This window comes from Trueperella abortisuis, assembly GCF_030811095.1.
Classification (GTDB): Bacteria; Actinomycetota; Actinomycetes; order Actinomycetales; family Actinomycetaceae; genus Trueperella; species Trueperella abortisuis.
The window spans coordinates 1842918-1862380 of sequence record NZ_JAUSQL010000001.1 but is presented as its reverse complement, the minus strand read 5'-3'; the positions used below and the strand labels follow the sequence as shown (position 1 = coordinate 1862380).

The window sequence follows — 19463 nt, the reverse complement described above, 5'->3', positions numbered from 1 at the left end:
GCCACCCACAGGCCCGATATCGACGATGCGCCTTGCCGACCTGAAAGAGTTGGCGGCCTTCATGGGCCTACAGTTGCCGCCCAAGTCCCGCCGCAACGACTACATCACCGCCATCCGCGAGGCGCGCACCGCCGCTCGCGCGCAGGCGAAGAGCGCCCCGGCCTCCGCGAAGACGGCCACCGCCACGGGCAGTGCTGACACGCCGGCTGCCGAGGCAGCCACCCGTACGCCGGCGCGCCGCGCTAAGACGGCGAAGAACACCCCCGAGAAGGACGCTACCGTCAACCAGCACGGCGATCCGAGCGCACGCCTCGACCTTCCGCCGGTCAAGGGCCGCCCGGCCAAAGAATTGAGCCAAGACGAGAAGAAGGCGGCGCTTGAGGCGCTGGGCGAGGCAGCCGAGCGTCGTGCCGAGGAGCACGCCGATGATGACTCGCGCAACCGTCGCGGCCGCCGTCAGCGTAACCGCAACCGCGGTGAGCGCAACCGCAACCGCGGCGAGCACGAGCAGGATCGTAACGAGCGTAGCGAGCGCCATGACCGCAACGACCGCGATCGCAACGACCGCGAGGAGGACTTCGAGTCGGGTGAGGTGTTCATCCCGGTCGCCGGCATCCTCGACGTCGACGGGAACAACAACTACCTGCGCACCGGCGGCTACCTGCCCGGCAAGAATGACGCCTACGTCTCCTCCCAGATGATCCGCCGCTACGGCCTGCGCCGGGGCGACGCGATTCAGGGCGCGGTGCGCGACGCGTCGGCGGCGGGCAACCGCCGCGGCCGCCAGCACAAGTTCAACCCCCTTGTGGAGGTCACGGCCATCAACGGCATGGACCCCGAGGAGGCGCGCGAGCGGCCCGAGTTCAACAAGCTCACCCCGCTCTACCCGAACGAGATGCTGCGCATGGAAACCACGCAGAAGGCGCTGACCACCCGCGTCATCGACCTCGTGGCCCCGATCGGCAAGGGCCAGCGCGGCCTTATCGTCTCCCCGCCCAAGGCGGGCAAGACGGTGGTCATGCAGCAGATCGCGATGGCGATCGCGAACAACAACCCGGACGTCCACCTCATGGTGGTGCTCGTGGATGAGCGCCCCGAGGAAGTGACGGACATGCAGCGCCTGGTCAAGGGCGAGGTTATCGCCTCCACCTTCGATCGTCCGGCCTCCGACCACACGATCGTGGCCGAGCTGGCGGTTGAGCGGGCCAAGCGCCTGGTCGAGCTCGGCCAGGACGTCGTCATTCTCCTTGACTCGCTCACCCGCCTCGGGCGTGCCTACAACCTGGCCGCCCCCGCCTCGGGTCGCATCCTCTCCGGCGGCGTGGACGCCGGCGCGCTCTACCCGCCCAAGAAGTTCTTCGGCGCGGCGCGCAACATCGAAAACGGCGGCTCGCTGACCATCATCGCCTCCGCGCTGGTGGAGACGGGCTCGAAGATGGACGAGGTCATCTTCGAGGAGTTCAAGGGCACGGGCAACATGGAGCTGCGCCTCTCGCGCCAGCTCGCCGACCGGCGCATCTTCCCCGCGGTGGACCTCAATGCCTCCGGCACGCGCCGCGAGGAGCTGCTGTTCAGCCCGGAGGAGCTCAAGATCGTGTGGCACCTGCGCCGCGCGCTGGGCACGCTCGACCTGCAGGAGGCCTCGGACTACGTGCTGGGCCGCATGCGCAAGACGGAGTCGAACGGAGAGTTCCTCATGTCGATCGTGCGCGGCATGCAAAACGCGGAGTAGGGGCACGGCCGGCGGTGTGACCAACGGGGCACCGCCGGCCACTACCCGCACCCTAGCACTCTGTGGTTAAATTGACCGTCGGCTTCTGGTTCACCGGCTCGCCGGACCCAGGGCACCAAACGATCCAAGGAGAAAGAAATGAAGCAGGGTATCCACCCCGACTACCACGACATTCACGTCACCTGCACCTGCGGCAACGAGTTCGAGACCCGTTCGACTATCCCGGGCGGCTCGCTACGCGTTGAGGTGTGCAGCGCATGCCACCCGTTCTACACGGGCAAGCAGAAGATCCTCGACACCGGCGGCCGCGTGGCCCGCTTCGAGGCTCGCTACGGCAAGCGCACCAAGTAACTGAGCTTTACAGCGCCGGTACAGTGTTATCTGTACCGGCGTTGGCTTTTATCGGCTTCGAATGCGTTGAGAGTGAAGAATAATGAGTGAGTTCCCTGCCGCGCAGGCCGCGGCCGAAGAGTACCACGACATCGAAAAGCAGATGGCCTCTGCGGAGGTGCTGGCCAAGCCTGAGAAGTTGCGCAAGCTGGGGCGTCGCTATGCCGAACTGCGCCGCGTCGTCTCCCGCTACGAGCACTGGCTTTCCGCGTCCACGGACCTGAGCGAGGCGAAGGAGATCGTCGAGCTTGGCGGGGATGACGGGGAGCTGTTTGCCGCCGAACTGCCGCGCCTGCAGTCCGAGGTCGACGACGCCGCCGAGGCACTGCGCGACGCGTTGCTTCCGCGCGATCCCGACGACGGCCGAGACGTCATCCTCGAGGTCAAGGCGGGCGAGGGCGGGGAGGAATCCGCGCTGTTCGCCTCCGACCTGCTGCGCATGTATCAGCGTTACGCCGAGTCGAAGGGTTGGGCCACCCAGATCCTGTCGCACACCGACACGGATATGGGCGGTTACAAGGACGTGCAGATGGCGATCAAGGCCAAGCACGTGCCGGAGGATCCGGCTGACGGCGTGTGGGCGCACCTGAAGTACGAGGCGGGCGTCCACCGCGTCCAGCGCGTGCCGGTCACGGAGTCGCAGGGGCGCGTGCATACGTCGGCCGCGGGCGTCCTCGTGTTTGCCGAGGTGGACGAGCCGGAGGAAGTCCAGGTCAACGAAAACGATCTGCGCATCGACGTCTACCGTTCCTCGGGTCCGGGCGGCCAGTCGGTGAACACCACCGATTCGGCGGTGCGCATCACCCACCTGCCCACCGGCATCACGGTCTCCATGCAGGACGAGAAGTCTCAGATCAAGAACCGCGAGGCGGCCATGCGTGTGCTGCTGGCCCGCCTGCGCCAGGCCCAGATGGAGGAGCTGGCGGCGAAGGAGGCCGACCAGCGCCGTTCGCAGGTGCGCACCGTGGACCGTTCGGAGCGCGTGCGCACCTACAACTTCCCGGAGAACCGCATCGCCGACCACCGCACGGGATTCAAGGCCCACAACCTTGATCAGGTGCTAGCCGGTCACCTCGATGACGTCATCACCTCCCTGCGTGAGAAGGACGAGGAGGAGCGCCTCCAGGCCGCAGCGGACGAAGCCGAGGCGAAGTAAATGTGGGCGCAGGCCATCGCTCGGGCGCGCGCTGAACTGGCCGCCGCGGGCGTCGCCTCCCCGGAGGCCGACGCCCGCTCGCTCGCCGAGTTCGTGGCGGGCTCTCACCCGCACGGTGAGATCTCGCCGGCGCACCTCCTGCGCTACGAGCAGCTTGTGGCGGCGCGCGCCCGCCGGGTCCCGCTCCAGCACGTGGAGGGGAGGATGTATTTTCGCTACCTCGAGCTGGAGGCGCGGCCGGGGGTCTTCATCGTCCGGCCCGAGACCGAGTCGGTGGTGGAGGCGGCGCTCGCCGAGATTCGCCGGATTCCCGACGCGCTGGTGGCCGACCTGTGTACGGGCTCGGGAGCGATCGCGATAGCGATAGCCACGGAGTCGGACGCGCGGGTGCTCGCGGTGGAGCGTTCCGCCGAGGCTTTCGCCTCCGCCGTGGCCAACAATGCCCGCTACGGGAACCTCGTCACGCTCGTGCAGGGGGACGCGCGCGAAGAGCTCGAGGGCTACGCGGGTCAGATCGACGTCGTTGTCACCAACCCGCCCTACGTGGCCCCGTGGCACGTGCTGTCCCCGGAAGTGCGCCAGGATCCGGAGCTGGCGCTGTTCGGCGGCGGGAGTGACGGGCTTGATCTGCCACGCCAGCTCGTGGCGCGCGCCCACACGCTACTGCGAGACGGGGGTATCCTCATCATGGAACACGGAGACGAGCAGGGGCGGGCCCTTCGAGCGGCCGCAACCGCGTGCGGCTTTGTGGACGTCACCACCGGGCGCGACCTCGCAGGCCGGGACCGGTGGCTGCGGGCACGAAAGGAACGTTGATGAAAGTAACGGCTAACGACCCTCGCGCCATCGCTCTGGCTAGCGCGGCCATCGCGCGCGGGGAGGTCATCTGCCTGCCCACCGACACGGTCTACGGGATTGGCGCCGATCCCTTCAACGCCGACGCCGTCACCAGGCTTCTCACAGCGAAGTCGCGCACCCGCGCCAACCCCCCGCCTGTTCTCGTCGCCGAAGGCCAGGCCGAGGACCTCAGCGAGGATATCTCGAGCGCCGCCCGAGCCCTCATGAAGGCCTTCTGGCCGGGGGCAATGACGATCGTCGTTCCCGCCCGTGCCTCCATCGGCTGGGACCTGGGCGAGACGAACGGCACCGTCGCATTACGCATGCCCGACTCCGCCACCACGCTCGCGCTGTTGCGCGCTGTCGGCCCGCTCGCGGTCACCAGTGCCAACCAGCACGGTCAGCCGCCCGCCACCAGCGTTGGCGAGGCGATGAGCCAGCTCGGCGACGCCGTCTCCCTCTACCTCGACGGCGGGTCCGGCGGCGGGGGAGTGGCATCCACGATCGTTTCGGTGGTCGGCCAGCCCACCATCCTGCGCCAGGGCGCCATCGGCGCCGACGCCGTGTGGCAGGCCCTGGCGCCGTGAGAACCTATCTCCTCGTCCTCGTCCTCGCGGCGGCGCTGACCTACCTCCTCGTGCCGTTGGTGTTGCGCATCGCGCTGGCAACCGGCGCGATGACGCAGATCCGCGCGCGCGACGTCCACACCACCCCCATTGCCCGCCTGGGCGGGATGGCGATGTTCGCCGGGCTCGTGGGCGCGCTCGCGCTGGCGAGCCAGATCCCCTACCTTCACGATGTTTTCGCGCCGGCGACGGGGGTGTGGGCGATCCTGTGGGGCGGGGCGATCATGTGCCTTCTCGGCGTCATCGACGACATCTGGGAACTGACCTGGTATTCGAAGTTCGCCGGCGAGATCCTTGCCGCCGGCGTCATGGCCTGGCAAGGGGTGCAGCTGGTGACGGTGCCGCTGCTTGGCCTGACGGTGGGCTCGACCCGCCTGACCCTTTTCGTCACGATCATCGCCGTGGTGGTGGTGGCCAACGCCGTCAACTTCGTCGACGGCCTGGACGGGCTGGCCGCCGGCGTCGTCGCGATCGCGGCGTTCGCGTTCTTTGTCTACGCCTACTACCTCACCCGCGAGGTTTCGCCGGGGGACTACACCTCGGTGGCGACGACTGTGCTCGCGGCCCTCGTCGGCAGCTGCGTGGGCTTCCTGCCGCATAACTTCCACCCGGCCAAGATTTTCATGGGGGACTCCGGCGCACTCATGCTCGGCACGGTGCTCGCGGGCGCAACCATCCTGGTCACGGGCCAGATCGACCCTGCAACCGTCGGTGCCCGCCAGGCCCTGCCCGCCTTCATGCCGCTGTTCATCCCGCTGCTCGTGCTTCTCATCCCGCTCATTGACCTCACGTGGGCCGTTTTCCGGCGCGTGCGCCAGGGGCGCTCACCCTTCTCCGCCGACGCCGGGCACCTCCACCACCGGCTCCTGCGCCGGGGCCACTCCCACACGGTGGCCGTGCTCATTTTGTACATGTGGACGGCGATCGCCTCCTTCTCCGCCGTTGCCTACACGATCTACCCTCGCCCGCTGGTGGTCGCGCTCGCCGGGCTCGCGGTCCTCGTCGGTAGCGCGGTCACGTGGAAGAAGTTCGGACGAAGGAGGCGGCGTGCGGCGTAGGCCGGGCCAGCCTGAGACGTCGGCCGGGGTGATCGCGCGGGCAACCTTGGGAGCGGCGGGGGTCGTCGCCGGGCTGGCGGGTCTTGGCGCGCTCGCCTTGCCCTCCCACCGGCTGGCAATCCTGGCGGGTGGCGCCATCGCGGTCCTCATCAACCTCGTCACGTTTGCGTGCAGCTGGCTCGCCTCCCGCTACTTCGCCGGCGCCCTGGGTGCGGCGATGGTTGGGGCTTACGTGGCGAAGCTGATGGCTTTCGGGGCGGCGCTCCTCATGCTAAGGGGCACGGGGCTTGATCTGCGCGTCGTCGTCGGCGTCTTCGTCATCGCGCTCGTCATCTCGCTCGTCGTCTACTCGCTGGCCGCCCTTCACCGGGCAGGACCGCAGGTGGGAGGGCCTTGAGCACTGATCTTGCTGGCCAGGCTGTGGAAGAGACGGACAAAAGTCACAGCAATCTCCGAGCGCGAGCCGACGAACATGGGTTACCGTGGAAGCGAGGAAAACACTCAGGTATAGTGTCTTGGGGTCAACTCGTATCAGAATGGACGCACGTGATCGTGGGCATCGCATAGTTGGGGTATGAACGCACTGTGAATCTTTACGCGCTTGCAACGTTACCCATCTTCCTGGCGGGAGATGGCGAGGGCTTCGTGCCGCCCACCCTCGAGCACGAATTCAACCCGCCCGCGATTCTTTTCGACGGCACGATCTTCGCGATGAACCGCATCCTGCTGGTGCGCCTCATCGCCGCATTTGTGCTTGCTTTCATCCTCATCTGGTACGCGCGCAACCGCAGGCTCGTGCCCAACCGCCGTCTTGCCGCCATCGAATCCCTGCTCGATTTCTCCAAGGTGCAGATCGGCGAGGAGATCATCGGCAGGGAGCGCGCACACCAGTACCAGCCGTTGATCATGACGGTCTTCCTCGGCGTCCTGTTCATGAACCTCACCGGCGTCATCCCCGGCCTCCAGATCGCGGGCACCTCGCTCATCGGGATGCCGCTGATCTACGCTATCTTCGCCTACCTCGGCTTCATCGTTGCCGGTATCAAGGCGCGCGGAGGCGGGCGTTTCTTCAGGGAGCAGCTCTTCCCGCCGGGCGTGCCGTGGCCGATCTACTTCATCATGACGCCGATCGAGTTCCTCTCGACCTTCGTGTTGCGCCCCGCCACCCTCACCCTGCGACTCCTCATGAACCTCGTGGCGGGTCACCTCATCCTCGTCCTGTGCTTCGTTGGAACACACTTCCTCTACTTCACGCTATCGGGCGTGCTCGGAGGGCTGACCGGCACGGTCACCTTCATCGGTGGGCTTGCCTTCATGTGCTTCGAGATCTTCGTCGCGTTACTGCAGGCCTACATCTTCGCGATGCTGACGGCCTCCTACATTTCCCTGTCCATTTCAGAACACTGATACCCACAACAAAAGGAAAGAAAACAATGATCGGAAACATCGCCACCATCGGCTACGGTCTTGCTACCCTCGGCCCTGGCATCGGCATCGGCATGATCGGCGCGAAGAACCAGGAAGCAACGGCGCGTCAGCCGGAGATCGCGAGCATCCTCCGCGTCAACATGTTCCTCTCGATCGCGTTTGCTGAGGCGCTGGGCCTGATTGGCTTCGGTGCCGGTCTCGTCTTCGGTGCGTAAGCATGCCTGAGACGATTCTTGCTGAGGGCAGCCTCTTCAACCTGCTCTTTCCTGCGCCGCCAGACCTCATCTTTGGAACCCTGGCCTTCGTGCTCGTGGCCGTGGCGGTCTACAAGTTCGCCTGGCCATCGTTCGTCCAGATGCTTGACGAACGCGCGGAGAAGATCGAGGAGGGCCTGAAGGCGGCGGAGATCGCTCGGGCCGAGGTTGCCGACCAGCAGGCTCAGCTCGCGCAGGAGATTCGCGACGCCCAGCGCGAGGCCACGGGAATCCGCGAGAACGCCCAGGACAACGCGAAGGCGATCATCGCCGAAGCCCAGGCGAAGGCTCGTAGTGAGGCGGACGGGCTCGTTAGCAGCGCCCAGCGCCGAATCGACGCCGACTCCGAGGCAGCCCTGCGCTCACTTCAGGCGGAGGTGGGCGTGCTGGCCACGGAGCTGGCCGGTCGTATCGTGGGCGAGGCGATTACTGACGAGGCGCTGGCTCGCCGCGTCATCGATCGCTTTCTTGACGACCTCGAGACGATGACCCCCGAGCTGACGGAGGCGGAGTCCTAGGATGCGTGCAGCAAGTCAAGGCGCGCTCGACCGGGCGCGCGAGCGGTGGGAACCGTTCGTCGCCACCCAGCCGGGCAAGGAGATCGATCTGGCCCTCCAGATGTTCTCTATCGTGGATGTCATCAAGGTCTCCTCGGCGCTCACCAACGCGCTCGAGGGCGGCTCGCGAGACGGCGAGTCGCGCGCGCAGCTTGCGCGTAGCGTGTTCGGCGGGCGCGTGAGCGACGCCGTGGTCGACCTCGTGGAGGGACTGGTTCGCGAGGACTGGTCTCAGCGGGACGACCTGCAGCGGGCCATTGAGGCGCTCGGGGTGGACACGATTCTGCTGGGAGCGCGCCGCGAGGGCGTGTTGTCCACGGTGGAAGAGGAGCTCTACCAGACGATGCGTCTGTACTCCGATAACCGCGATCTGCGCCTTGCCTTCACCACGCCGAACCTGCCGGCGGAAGCCCGCCACCGGTTCGCCGAGCAGCTGTTCCACAACCTCCAGCCGTGGACGGTGGCGCTGATCCGGCGCTCCATTGCGCGTGAGCACCACACGATCCCGGGCCTGCTGCGTCGCTACACGTACGCGGCTGCGCGCCTGGCGGAGCACATGGTCGCCGCGGTGACCAGCGCCGTGCCGCTCACGCGCGAGCAGGAGGATCGCCTGGCGCGGATCCTGTCCGCCAAGTACGCCACCGCAGTCAAGATTCACGTCTCCATTGACACGGCCGTCATCGGAGGCCTGCGGATCTACGTGGGTGACGACGTCATCGATGGCACTATCGCCAGCCGACTCGAATCCGTTCGAGGGGCATTTACCAACTGATTTTTAAAATGCGGCATGGGCCGCAAGCGAGCGAAGGAAGATAAATGGCTGAACTGATCAAGCCGGAGGAGATCCGGGCTGCGTTGGACAGCTTTGTGAGTTCGTATGAGCCACCGAAAGCGGCCAGCGAGGAAGTCGGCCACGTCACCCTGACGGCCGATGGTATCGCCCGCGTCGACGGGCTGCCGGGCGCCATGGCGAACGAGCTTTTGCAGTTCGAGGACGACACCCTCGGCTTGGCGATGAACCTGGAAGAGGAAGAGATCGGCGTCGTCGTCCTCGGCGAGTTCGAAGGCATCCGTGAGGGCATGGAGGTGCGCCGCACCGGCGAGGTTCTCTCTGTCCCCGTGGGCGACGGCTACCTCGGTCGCGTCGTGGATCCGCTCGGCAAGCCGATCGACGGTCTTGGCGAGATCACCGGCCTCGCCGGCCGGCGCGCGCTCGAGCTGCAGGCCCCCGGCGTCATGATGCGTAAGTCTGTCCACGAACCGCTGCAGACCGGTCTGAAGGCCATCGACGCGATGATCCCGATCGGGCGCGGTCAACGCCAGCTCATCATCGGCGACCGCAAGACGGGCAAGACCGCCCTGGCGATCGACGCGGTGCTCAACCAGAAGGAGAACTGGGAGTCTGGCGACCCGAATAAGCAGGTGCGCTGCATCTACGTCGCGGTAGGCCAGAAGGGCTCCACGATCGCGTCGGTGCGTGCCACGCTCGAGGCCCACGGCGCGCTCGAGTACACCACCATCGTCGCCGCCCCCGCCTCCGATTCGGCCGGATTTAAGTACCTCGCCCCCTACACCGGGTCGGCCATTGGCCAGCACTGGATGTACCAGGGCAAGCACGTGCTGATCATCTTCGACGATCTGTCCAAGCAGGCAGAAGCCTACCGCTCGCTTTCCCTCCTGCTGCGCCGCCCGCCGGGGCGCGAGGCCTACCCGGGAGACGTCTTCTACCTCCACTCCCGCCTCCTCGAGCGTTGCGCGAAGCTCTCCGACGAGCTCGGCGCCGGCTCGATGACGGGCCTGCCGATCATCGAGACGAAGGCCAACGACGTCTCGGCCTACATTCCTACCAACGTCATCTCGATCACCGACGGGCAGATTTTCCTCCAGTCCGATCTGTTCAACGCCAACCAGCGCCCCGCCGTCGACGTCGGCATCTCCGTCTCCCGCGTGGGTGGCGACGCCCAGATCAAGGCGATGAAGAAGGTTGCCGGAACGCTGAAGATCACGCTGGCACAGTACCGGGCCCAGGCGGCGTTCGCCATGTTCGCATCGGACCTTGACGCGACCACCCGCCGTCAGCTCACCCGCGGCGAGCGCCTCATGGAGCTTCTCAAGCAGCCGCAGTACACGCCCTACGCGGTGGAGGATCAGGTGGCGTCCGTGTGGGCCGGCACCCACGGCTACCTGGACACGATCGAGCTGGGCGACGTTCACAAGTTCGAGTCCGGCTACCTCGACTACCTGCGCCACAACACCAACGTGCTGCAGACGATCGCGCAGACCGGCAAGCTGGAGCCGGAGACGGAGGAGGAGCTGAAGGCGGCTACGGCCAAGTTCCTCGAGTCCTTCACCTCAGCCTACGAGACCCACGACTTGCCCACTGACAAGGTCGATCCTGCCCACAAGTCGCAGGAGCAGATCGTTCGGTCCAAGAGGGGTTAGTAGTGGCCGGCGAACAGCGTATCTATAAGCAGAAGATCCGGGCGACAGAGACGCTCGAAAAGGTCTTCTCCGCGATGGAGCTCATTGCGGCTTCACGCGTGGGCAGGGCGCGCAACCGCGCGCTCGGTCAAGATCCCTATACGCAGGCCCTGACCAAGTCAATTGCCGCGGTTGCCGCCCACGCAGACGAGCACCACCCGCTGCTCAACGAGCGCACCGACACCAATCGGGTGCTCATGTTCGTGGTCACCTCCGACCGCGGCATGGCCGGGGCCTACTCGGCGTCGGTGCTACGCGAGGCCGACCGCCTGCGCGAAGAGCTCGAGGATCAGGGCAAGGAGCCCGTCCTGTACGTCTTTGGTCGGCGCGGAGTGTCGCACTTCAAGTTCCGCGGCGTCGAGCTCGCCGGTTCGTGGACGGGGGAGTCGGACAATCCGAGCGCGGACACCGCGCACGAGATCGCCCGCGAGTTCCTCGCGCGTTTCCTCGCCTCACCCGAGGAGGGCGGGGTGGGCGAGCTTCACGCCGTCTACACCCGCTTCGAGTCGATGATCAAGCAGCACGTGGAGGTGCGCAGGATGCTTCCGCTCGTCGTCGTCGACGACGACGGCGGGCAGGCCGAGGAGGCTCCGCTGTACGAGTTCGAGCCCTCGCCGCGCCTGCTCTTCGACGCGCTGCTGCCGATGTACGTCGACCAGCGCATCTATGCGGTCCTGCTCATGGCGGCGGCATCGGAGCTGGCCTCCCGGCAGCAGGCGATGCACTCGGCCACCGAGAACGCGCAGAGTCTCATCGAGGACTACACGCGCCTTGCGAACAACGCTCGCCAGGCAGAGATCACCACTGAAATCACCGAAATTATCTCCGGCGCGGACAGCCTCGGAAAGTAAGCGCCAAGAAGGAAATGACTATGACAGATACGTCTCAGAAGCTGGCAGATGGCCGCATCATCCAGGTGGTCGGCGCGGTCGTGGACGTCGAGTTCCCGCCGGATGGACTTCCCGAAATCAACTACGCCCTCGAAGTCGAGGTCGCCCTGCCCGAGGATGAGGTGGACGGGGCCGAAGCCACGAAGACGATGGTGCTCGAGGTCGCCCAGCACCTGGGCGACAACATCGTGCGCACCATCGCGATGAAGCCCACCGACGGCCTGGTGCGCGGCGCGAAGGTGCGCAACACCGGCGCCCCGATCTCGGTGCCGGTGGGTGACGTGACCAAGGGTCACGTATTCAACGTGGTGGGCGAGTGCCTCAACCTCGAAGACGGCGAGACTCTCGAGGTCAAGGAACGTTGGCCGATCCACCGCACCGCCCCGAGCTTCGACCAGCTCGAGGGCCAGACCAAGATGTTCCAGACGGGCATCAAGGTCATCGACCTGCTCACCCCGTACGTCCAGGGCGGAAAGATCGGCCTGTTCGGTGGCGCCGGCGTGGGCAAGACCGTCTTGATCCAGGAGATGATCCAACGCGTGGCCCAGGATCACGGAGGCGTGTCCGTCTTCGCCGGCGTCGGCGAGCGTACCCGCGAGGGTAACGACCTCATCATGGAGATGGAGGAGGCCGGCGTCCTGGACAAGACTGCTCTGGTCTTCGGCCAGATGGACGAGCCGCCGGGGGTGCGTCTGCGCATCGCGCTGTCGGGCCTGACGATGGCGGAGTACTTCCGCGACGTGCAGAACCAGGACGTTTTGCTGTTCATCGACAACATCTTCCGCTTCACGCAGGCGGGTTCCGAGGTCTCGACGCTGCTGGGCCGCATGCCCTCCGCGGTGGGCTACCAGCCCACCCTGGCTGACGAGATGGGCGCACTTCAGGAGCGCATCACCTCCACGCGCGGTCATTCGATCACCTCTCTGCAGGCGATCTACGTGCCCGCCGACGACTACACCGACCCGGCCCCGGCCACGACCTTCGCCCACCTGGACGCGACCACGGAGCTTTCCCGCGAGATCGCCTCGCGCGGCCTGTACCCTGCTGTCGATCCGCTCGCATCGACGTCGCGCATCCTCGACCCGCAGTACGTGGGCCAGGCGCACTACGACGTCGCGACGCGCGTGAAGTCGATCCTGCAGAAGAACAAGGAGCTGCAGGACATCATTTCGATTCTCGGCGTGGACGAGCTCTCCGAAGAGGACAAGATCACCGTTGCGCGCGCACGCCGCATCGAGCAGTACCTCTCGCAGAACACCTACACCGCCGTGAAGTTCACGGGCGTGGAGGGCTCCACGGTTCCGATCGACGAAACGGTCGAGGCTTTCCGCCGCATCACCGAGGGCGAGTACGACCACATCCCGGAGCAGGCGTTCTTCAACATCGGCGGCATCGAGGACATCGAGCGCGCCTGGGCGAAGATTCAGGCCGAGTCATGAGGCTAGAGATCGTCACGCGAACCGGGGCCCTCTACGAGGGGGAGGTCTCCGAGCTCGTCGTGCCCGCGTACAACGGCGAGATGGGGATTTTGCCCGGTCACGCGCCGGTCATGGCGGTCATCTATAAGGGCACGGTCCGCGTCGTCGAAAACGGCCAGCCCAGGTCCTTCAAGGTGGGCAACGGCTTCATGACGGTCGACCAGGATGACATCACGGTGGTCGTCGAGGATTACGACGACGCCGAGGCCAACGCCAAGATGTTTCAGGAACTCGGCGCGGAATAGGAGCGGGTTGACATGGGCGAGGGCGGCATCTGGTGGATCGTGACGATTCTTGTGGTGCTCGCGCTCGCCCTTCTTCTCGCCTACCTCTTTCGGATCCGTTACCTGCTCAACCACGAGGCCTCCATCCAGGTCTCGGTGCGTGGCGAGGATGGTCGGTGGCACAACGCGATCGCGATCCTCGGCCCCGACTCCCTTGACCTGTACTCCACCCGCTCGGTCGTGCTTGTGCCGAAGGTGCGTTGGGCGCGCAAGACGATGAGTTTCGAGGTACACCGCCCGCGTGGGGGTATCAGCGTGGTGACCATCCTCATGCCGGGCATTCCCGGCGGCCCGGGCGACAGCCGGCGCGTGGCTTCCAGCCCCGAGGAGATGGCGGCATTGCTGTCCTGGATGGACTCCTCGCGGCCGTCGGCGGAGCCGACGCTGGGATAGTCGCTCTGCTAGGCTGGTGCTTCCAGCGAAAGGAAGCTCGTGCGAATCGTCATTGCGACATGCTCTGTTGACTATTCTGGACGCCTCGACGCCCACCTTGAGCCCGCCAAGCGGGTGCTCATATTGAAGGCCGACGGGTCCGTGCTCATCCATTCCGACGGCGGGTCCTACAAGCCGTTGAACTGGATGTCCCCGCCCTGCGTGATGCGCGTGGAGGAGCCAGACGAGGCGGAGGCCGCGCGTGGGATCACCGAGAATTGGCGCGTGGAGCACGCGAAAATGGACGACGCGCTGGTCATTCACATCCACGAGATCCACAACGAGATGATCGAGGATCTGGGGATCGAACCTGGACTGCTTAAGGACGGGGTGGAGGAGCACCTCCAGCGCCTGCTCGCCGAGCAGACTGAGATTCTGGGCGCCGGCACACAGCTGGTCCGGCGCGAGTATCCCACCGCCATCGGTCCGGTAGACCTGCTGGTCACGGACGCCGAGGGGCGTCACATTGCGGTGGAGGTCAAGCGCCGCGGCGGGGTGGACGGCGTGGAGCAGCTGACCCGCTACCTCACGCTTCTGGAGCGGGATTCGACCTTGCGTCCGATCCGTGGCATCTTCGCCGCACAGGAAATCAAACCGCAGGCGCGCGTGCTGGCCGAGGACCGCGGCATTGAGTGCGTGGTGCTCGACTATGACGCGATGCGTGGGGTGGACCGGCCCGAGGATCGGCTCTTCTGATGGCCCGGCGTCGTAACAAGTATCAGCGCGAGGTTCAGCCGCTCGACCCGGATCGCCTCATGAACTACACCCATTACGAGACGGCGGACAACGGGATGCAATTCAAGGTCCACAAGATCCGGGCGGGGGTGAAGGAGTATGTGTGCCCCGGGTGTAACGGCATCATCATGGTCGGCGAGGCACACGTGGTGGCCTGGACGGAGGACAGCTGGTTCGGCGCTCGAGCGGGTCAGGAGGCGCGTCGGCACTGGCATGAATCGTGTTGGAAGGCGAAAGGGCACCGCGCCACGGGTCTGTAGTGGTAGTTTGGAAACATGATTGCATATCGTAGAACTGGACCCATTTCAGATCTTCCGCTCGTCCTTCTTCATGCGTTGCCGCTTGATTCGACGATGTGGGACGCCGTGCGCGGCGAACTTGCAGACATCGATATCCTGACGTTTGACGCCCCCGGCTTTGGCGACTCCGCCTTGACGGAGGAGTTCACGGCGGGCGAGCCGAGCCTCAAGACCTTCGTGGCCGCGATGAAGGCGCGCCTGGACGAACTGGGGATTAAGCGTATCGCCCTGGGAGGGCTGTCGATGGGAGGTTCGGTCGCGGCCGAGTTCACCGTGACCCACCCGGAGCTCGTGGCCGGCCTGGCCCTCATGGACACCAACATCAACTCGGACAACGACGAGCGTAAGGCGTTCCGGCGCGAGGCCGCGGACAAGGCCGCCTCGGGTCAGGGCTATGAGACGGTCAAGGACTGGACCACCACGATGGTCGCCGCGGATGCCTCGGACGAGGTGCGCGCCTCGCTGGACGCCCGCTTCCGCGCCCTGCCCAACGAGGGCCTGGCCTGGATCCAGCGGGCGATGGCCAACCGGGAGGATCGCACCGACGCGGTCGCCTTGGTCGAGGGGCCGGTCTACTTCGTGCGCGGCATGGAAGATCCGACGGCGTCGATGGAGGGCTACATGAAGCTCGCCCTGCGCGCTGATCAGCCGCGTATCAAGGAGATCCCCGGCGCGGGCCACTTCTCCGCGGACGAACGCCCGGCCGAGTTAGCCGCCATCCTGCGCGACTTCTACACGCACGTGACCCGTTAGCAGCCGGCGGTTAAGGGCCGGTGAGCCGTCGTCGTGTCAAAAGAAGATCATTCCGATTCCGAGGGATATCGACACGGCGGCGGCTACGGAAACGCCGATTGCCCATACGTTGCTGTGCCGGCTTATGGGGTCACCCAGTCCGGTCGGTCGTGAAAATGTAGGCCGATCAAGCTCATCATTGATCGCTTTGGCGACCTCGGATGCCCTGCGCACGAGGGTCCCGCCATGTTGCCAGGGCACACTCTGTAAAGCGTAGTCCGCATGCTCATAGCCCAGGCCGAGCTGGGCGTGATGGTAGGCCTGGGCGAAGTCCGCCCGATGGGCCCCTCCAGCTCGGGGAACAACACCTCTGACGTGCACGCGCTCGCCAGCCTGATCGATAAGAACCAAGCTCGATTGAACGGTTGCTCCCTTTAACTGCGACCACGGAATCGAGACGACCGTGGCGTAGTTGTCAACGACGATGCCGGACGTCGTTATCCGGAGGCGGGGTAGGGCGAATAAGACCAAGCCTGCGCTCAGGCCGCCGATCGACAGTAGCGCCGCGGGCACAGGGTCAGAGGAAGCGACAAAACCTACCAGGCCTAACGCCGCTGCCACGATGACGCTGGCACAGAGGTTCTTCCAGGTGGGCTGAGATCTGATGGTGGCGCCCCGATCCATTATCCCTTCCTCGGCGCCAGAAGTGAGGACATTGGCGGCTGTAACCGTGGAGAATTTGGCATACTCACCCTTCCGTGGAGGGGCCGCCCTCCGCGGTGCCCGCGCCCGCCTCGGCCTTGTCTTCGGCCGAGCCGATGATCTCCTCGAGCGCGATGGAGCGCGAGGATGAGGTGAGGATCGCCCGCACATCCTCGAGGTAGGACTGGAGGGAGTTGCGCTGTTCGCGCAGGGAGGCCACGTGCTCCTCGGCTGACTTACGCTCGCCGTCGGCCGCGCTCTGCGCGGCGGCGCGGATGCGGTCGGCCTCCTCCCGGGCGGCCTCCACGATGGCGGCGGCCTCCTGGCGCGCCTTGGTGAGGATGTCGGCGGCTTCGGTGTTCGAGCTGCTCGTGAGCTCGTCGGCGCGGTGGGTGGCCTCGACCACGCGGGCCTCGGCGTCCTGCGCCTCGTGCTCGGCGGCCTGGACCATTGCCTCGGCACGGGCGCGCAACTCGGCGGCCTTCTCGTTGAGCTCGCGGGCGGACTCGGCGGCCTTGGCCGCGATGTCGTTCTCCGCATCAGCCCGCATCTTCGCCACCTCCTGGGCGACTTTGGAGCGTAGCTTCGTCATTTCTTCTTCCGTCTGGGCCCGCAGCGTGGCGGCCTCGTGCTCGACCTCGGAGCGCAGGGCGGAGGTGTCCTTGTCGGCGAGGGTGCGCAGTCGGGTGGCCTCACGTTCGGCGGAGGAGACCATCTCGTTGGCGGTGCGGCGCGTGGTCTCGGACAGGGTGGCCGCTTCGGCCTCGGCCTTGGTGCGCATGGTGGTGGCCTCCTGCTGAGCGCGCTCGAGGGTCTTCTGGCTGTCGGATTCGGCGCTGTTACGCAGCTGGGCGGCGCGAGCCTTGGCGTCGGAGACCAGCGTGGCGGCGTCCTGACGGGCGCGCATCATGAGGTCGAGTGCCTGCTCCTCGGTGGAACGCAGGAGGCGTTCGACCCGCGAGCCGAGGCCCGAATAGGACGGGCGCTCGTTTTCCCGCAGCGCGTCCTGAGCCTCGGTCAGCTCGGCCGAGAGCTGGAGGATCTGCGCGTCGAGGCGGGAGACGTGATCCCGCGTCTGCTCCAGGCTCGTTTCCAGCTGGGACACTCGTTCGTCGACCTGCGCGCGGTCGTATCCGCGCATGACGACTGGAAATTGGTCGGTCACATTGGCTCCTTGATCGGTTTTCTCTCCCTACAGCGTAGTGCCACCGCGCCGTCGAGTCACTCACACTACGATGATTTTATTACCTATGTCAGGATAGTGTTACACAATTGTTATCAATGACTACTGGATGCTGAGGAACTGGTATGAAACGGATTGGGGGCCTGCTTCTGGTCATCCTGGGCTTGGCGGTGGCTGGCTTCGGCGTCTTCCGGGCGGCCACGGCTGAGGATTCGGCCGTCGTGTCGGTGACGGTTCCGGGTGGCGAGTCGCAGTTCATTTACACCGCGCCTGGCGTTCTGTCGCTGGTTGACGACGCGGTGAGCGTGACCCTTGAGGGCAAGGGCACCGTCCAGTGGGCGTTGGCGACGACGCTCGACGCCCAGGCCTACATCGGCGATGCGCCGGCTACGGAGGTGACGGGCCTACAGACGTGGCAGGCCGCGACGTCGGAGACCGTTGCCGGCACTGAGGAAGCCCGCGCCGCGATTGATGAGGCTGCGGCCGGGGAGGGTGGCTTCACGATCACCGGCTCTGACCTGTGGCTCGAATCCGGTTCGGGGGAGGGCAGTGCGGAGGTCGATCTGAGCCCGGATACGCGCTTCCAGCAGTCCCTCATCGCGACGACGTCGACCGGACAGGCTCCGGACCTGACGCTCACGTGGAAGCGCTCCTTGACCACCACGAACCCGGTGCCGATCATCGCGATCGGTGTGCTGGCGTTCCTCATCGGGGTGCTGCTTCTGCTCAGCTACCACCAGGCTCGCCAGGCGCGCCGGAGCGTGGAAAACACCTATCGCGAGCGCCGCGAACGTTCGGAGGCTGAGACGAGCATCATGCCGAGGATCGGCACGCGCGGCTGTTCGGCTGGGTCCGACGCGCGTCAGTGCGCGAGTGAGGCGAGCGGCGGTGCGTACGGGGCCGGCATCCTTCCCGCGGCGAACCAGGAGCTACGCGAGCGAGAGTTGAGCGAGGCCGACCGCGTCGTGCTCCCGTTGGCGGATGAGGAGCCTGAGGAGAGCACCGACGACGTCGTCGAGCCTGCAGATGCGCCGGCCGAAGACGAGCAGGCGCCCGTTGGGAGCGAGGAACAAGGGCAGGGCGGTGCCGACCAGACTAAGGGCGCCTCTGCCGATGAGCGCGACTGGCGTTCGCTATGGAATTTCAGCTGGGGTACCCCGTTCCAGAAGGGAGACGAGGATGCGTAAGGCGGTGGCGGCGGTGGCCGTGTTGACGCTGCTGGGCGGCTGTACGAGTGAGGCGGCGATCCCGAGCCCGACGAGCGGGAATGCCGCGCAGGTTCTGGTGCCGGATGCGAGGTATGCACAGATTGCGGCGGCAGCCGAAGAAGGGGTCGCCGCGGCGGATGCGAGCCTGAACGCGGACGACCTCGGCTCGCGCGTGGGCGGGCCGGCCAAGACCTACCGCACGGCGCAGCTTAAGCTTGAGTCGCTGCTGGGCGATTCCTATAGCCTCGACCCGTTGCTGGTTGACGCGAACGCGACACCGGTGTCCTCGGGCACGGCTTTCCCGCGCACGATGATGACGGTGGTTCCCCCGCGCGACGGAAAGAATCTGACGTCGCTGTCGGTGTGGAGCCAGGACTCGTCGCGCAGCAACTACTACCTGTGGGGCGACGTGTCGTTGTTCCCCGGTGTGGATGCGCCCACGATCGTCTCGCAACTGAACGACGTCGTGGGCTTCCCGAACGTCGACGCCGCGGACTATGCGGTGGACCCGAACGAGGTGCTGGCCGCCTATGTGGCCTATAACGGCACTCGCACCCAGCAGTCGATCGCATTCGAGGCTGAGGATCCACTCTTCCGGCAGATCGCCAACCAGCAGGACACGTTCGTTCAATCCTTGGGCGACCTGGGCACTGCCGCCACGGACTTCTCCGTGGGGGAGGCGGGCCTGCGCGGCGTTTCCACCGATAACGGCGGCCTGGTGATCGTGGGGGAGATGCGCTATTCGATCCGCATCACGAAAACGGCCGACGGCGCGAAGCTGCGCATCGGTGGGCAGATCGGCGCGCTCCACAGCGGCTCCGGGGACAACGCCACACTCGAAATCGACTACCAGGGCGTGGCGAACTACTCGACGACGGTGGCCTTCTACGTGCCGCCGGCCGGCGCCGATGGGACCGTGCGAGTGATCGGATCCGCCGAACCCACGCTGATCAGCGTGGAGAACGTGGCACAGAACGAGAAGCCGGATCAGGAGTAAGGAG

At 66.1% G+C, this 19463-nt stretch carries 23 protein-coding genes; 21 read left to right on the top strand and 2 right to left on the bottom strand.

Going from position 1 to position 19463, the window contains the following annotated elements:
- The first annotated feature begins 25 nt into the window (after nt 1-25).
- From rho to J2S45_RS08265, 19 genes are all read left to right on the top strand, one after another.
- Nucleotides 26-1732 (top strand): transcription termination factor Rho, encoded by a 1707-nt coding sequence (gene rho, locus J2S45_RS08355; protein ID WP_296929542.1) that lies wholly within the window; start codon nt 26-28, stop codon nt 1730-1732.
- Between the two features lie 138 nt (nt 1733-1870).
- A complete protein-coding gene (gene rpmE / locus J2S45_RS08350; protein WP_270975863.1) occupies nt 1871-2083 on the top strand; it encodes a 50S ribosomal protein L31 in 213 nt (70 codons plus the stop codon).
- A gap of 82 nt (nt 2084-2165) precedes the next feature.
- Nucleotides 2166-3278 (top strand): peptide chain release factor 1, encoded by a 1113-nt coding sequence (gene prfA / locus J2S45_RS08345; protein WP_296929501.1) that lies wholly within the window; start codon nt 2166-2168, stop codon nt 3276-3278.
- A complete protein-coding gene (gene prmC, locus J2S45_RS08340; RefSeq protein ID WP_296929503.1) occupies nt 3279-4094 on the top strand; it encodes a peptide chain release factor N(5)-glutamine methyltransferase in 816 nt (271 codons plus the stop codon).
- Entirely contained in the window at nt 4094-4702 is a 609-nt protein-coding gene (locus tag J2S45_RS08335) for an L-threonylcarbamoyladenylate synthase (protein ID WP_307635090.1), read from the top strand. The genes prmC and J2S45_RS08335 overlap by 1 nt, the downstream gene beginning before the upstream one ends.
- Nucleotides 4699-5799 carry an MraY family glycosyltransferase gene (locus J2S45_RS08330; protein ID WP_270975855.1) on the top strand — a complete coding sequence of 367 codons (1101 nt, stop codon included), beginning with the start codon at nt 4699-4701 and terminating at the stop codon, nt 5797-5799. Before J2S45_RS08335 ends, J2S45_RS08330 begins: the two co-directional genes overlap by 4 nt.
- Complete coding sequence (locus J2S45_RS08325) at nt 5789-6196, top strand: hypothetical protein (protein WP_270975854.1); 408 nt, start codon at nt 5789-5791, stop codon at nt 6194-6196. The genes J2S45_RS08330 and J2S45_RS08325 overlap by 11 nt, the downstream gene beginning before the upstream one ends.
- A 188-nt stretch (nt 6197-6384) precedes the next feature.
- Nucleotides 6385-7206, top strand: a complete 822-nt coding sequence (atpB, locus tag J2S45_RS08320) for a F0F1 ATP synthase subunit A (protein WP_270975853.1) — start codon at nt 6385-6387, stop codon at nt 7204-7206.
- A 26-nt stretch (nt 7207-7232) separates the two neighbouring features.
- Nucleotides 7233-7442: an ATP synthase F0 subunit C gene (gene atpE, locus J2S45_RS08315; protein WP_270975852.1), complete on the top strand. Its 210-nt coding sequence runs from the start codon at nt 7233-7235 to the stop codon at nt 7440-7442.
- Between the two features lie 2 nt (nt 7443-7444).
- Nucleotides 7445-7999 carry a F0F1 ATP synthase subunit B gene (gene atpF, locus J2S45_RS08310; RefSeq protein ID WP_270975851.1) on the top strand — a complete coding sequence of 185 codons (555 nt, stop codon included), beginning with the start codon at nt 7445-7447 and terminating at the stop codon, nt 7997-7999.
- A 1-nt stretch (nt 8000) separates the two neighbouring features.
- Complete coding sequence (locus tag J2S45_RS08305) at nt 8001-8810, top strand: F0F1 ATP synthase subunit delta (protein WP_270975850.1); 810 nt, start codon at nt 8001-8003, stop codon at nt 8808-8810.
- A gap of 44 nt (nt 8811-8854) precedes the next feature.
- Nucleotides 8855-10480: a F0F1 ATP synthase subunit alpha gene (gene atpA / locus J2S45_RS08300; protein WP_296929511.1), complete on the top strand. Its 1626-nt coding sequence runs from the start codon at nt 8855-8857 to the stop codon at nt 10478-10480.
- Between the two features lie 2 nt (nt 10481-10482).
- Nucleotides 10483-11370 carry a F0F1 ATP synthase subunit gamma gene (locus J2S45_RS08295; protein WP_307635089.1) on the top strand — a complete coding sequence of 296 codons (888 nt, stop codon included), beginning with the start codon at nt 10483-10485 and terminating at the stop codon, nt 11368-11370.
- A gap of 20 nt (nt 11371-11390) precedes the next feature.
- Nucleotides 11391-12848 carry a F0F1 ATP synthase subunit beta gene (gene atpD / locus J2S45_RS08290; protein ID WP_296929515.1) on the top strand — a complete coding sequence of 486 codons (1458 nt, stop codon included), beginning with the start codon at nt 11391-11393 and terminating at the stop codon, nt 12846-12848.
- On the top strand, nt 12845-13132 hold the full coding sequence (gene atpC, locus J2S45_RS08285; RefSeq protein ID WP_270975847.1) for an ATP synthase F1 subunit epsilon: 288 nt from the start codon (nt 12845-12847) through the stop codon (nt 13130-13132). Before atpD ends, atpC begins: the two co-directional genes overlap by 4 nt.
- A 12-nt stretch (nt 13133-13144) precedes the next feature.
- Nucleotides 13145-13564: a DUF2550 family protein gene (locus J2S45_RS08280; protein ID WP_270975846.1), complete on the top strand. Its 420-nt coding sequence runs from the start codon at nt 13145-13147 to the stop codon at nt 13562-13564.
- 39 nt (nt 13565-13603) lie between these two features.
- Nucleotides 13604-14299 (top strand): endonuclease NucS, encoded by a 696-nt coding sequence (nucS, locus tag J2S45_RS08275; protein ID WP_270975845.1) that lies wholly within the window; start codon nt 13604-13606, stop codon nt 14297-14299.
- Nucleotides 14299-14598: a hypothetical protein gene (locus J2S45_RS08270; RefSeq protein WP_270975844.1), complete on the top strand. Its 300-nt coding sequence runs from the start codon at nt 14299-14301 to the stop codon at nt 14596-14598. Before nucS ends, J2S45_RS08270 begins: the two co-directional genes overlap by 1 nt.
- A 15-nt stretch (nt 14599-14613) precedes the next feature.
- A complete protein-coding gene (locus tag J2S45_RS08265; RefSeq protein ID WP_296929518.1) occupies nt 14614-15390 on the top strand; it encodes an alpha/beta fold hydrolase in 777 nt (258 codons plus the stop codon).
- Between the two features lie 36 nt (nt 15391-15426).
- Here J2S45_RS08265 and J2S45_RS08260 read toward each other — a convergent pair whose 3' ends face one another.
- Nucleotides 15427-16053 (bottom strand): hypothetical protein, encoded by a 627-nt coding sequence (locus tag J2S45_RS08260; protein WP_307635088.1) that lies wholly within the window; start codon nt 16051-16053, stop codon nt 15427-15429.
- Nucleotides 16054-16117: 64 nt separating this feature from the next.
- A complete protein-coding gene (locus J2S45_RS08255; RefSeq protein WP_296929521.1) occupies nt 16118-17236 on the bottom strand; it encodes a coiled-coil domain-containing protein in 1119 nt (372 codons plus the stop codon).
- A gap of 143 nt (nt 17237-17379) precedes the next feature.
- Between J2S45_RS08255 and J2S45_RS08250 the strand changes: the two genes are divergently transcribed.
- Nucleotides 17380-18441, top strand: a complete 1062-nt coding sequence (locus J2S45_RS08250) for a hypothetical protein (protein ID WP_307635087.1) — start codon at nt 17380-17382, stop codon at nt 18439-18441.
- Nucleotides 18434-19459 carry a hypothetical protein gene (locus tag J2S45_RS08245; protein ID WP_307635086.1) on the top strand — a complete coding sequence of 342 codons (1026 nt, stop codon included), beginning with the start codon at nt 18434-18436 and terminating at the stop codon, nt 19457-19459. The genes J2S45_RS08250 and J2S45_RS08245 overlap by 8 nt, the downstream gene beginning before the upstream one ends.
- The last annotated feature ends 4 nt before the right edge of the window (nt 19460-19463 follow it).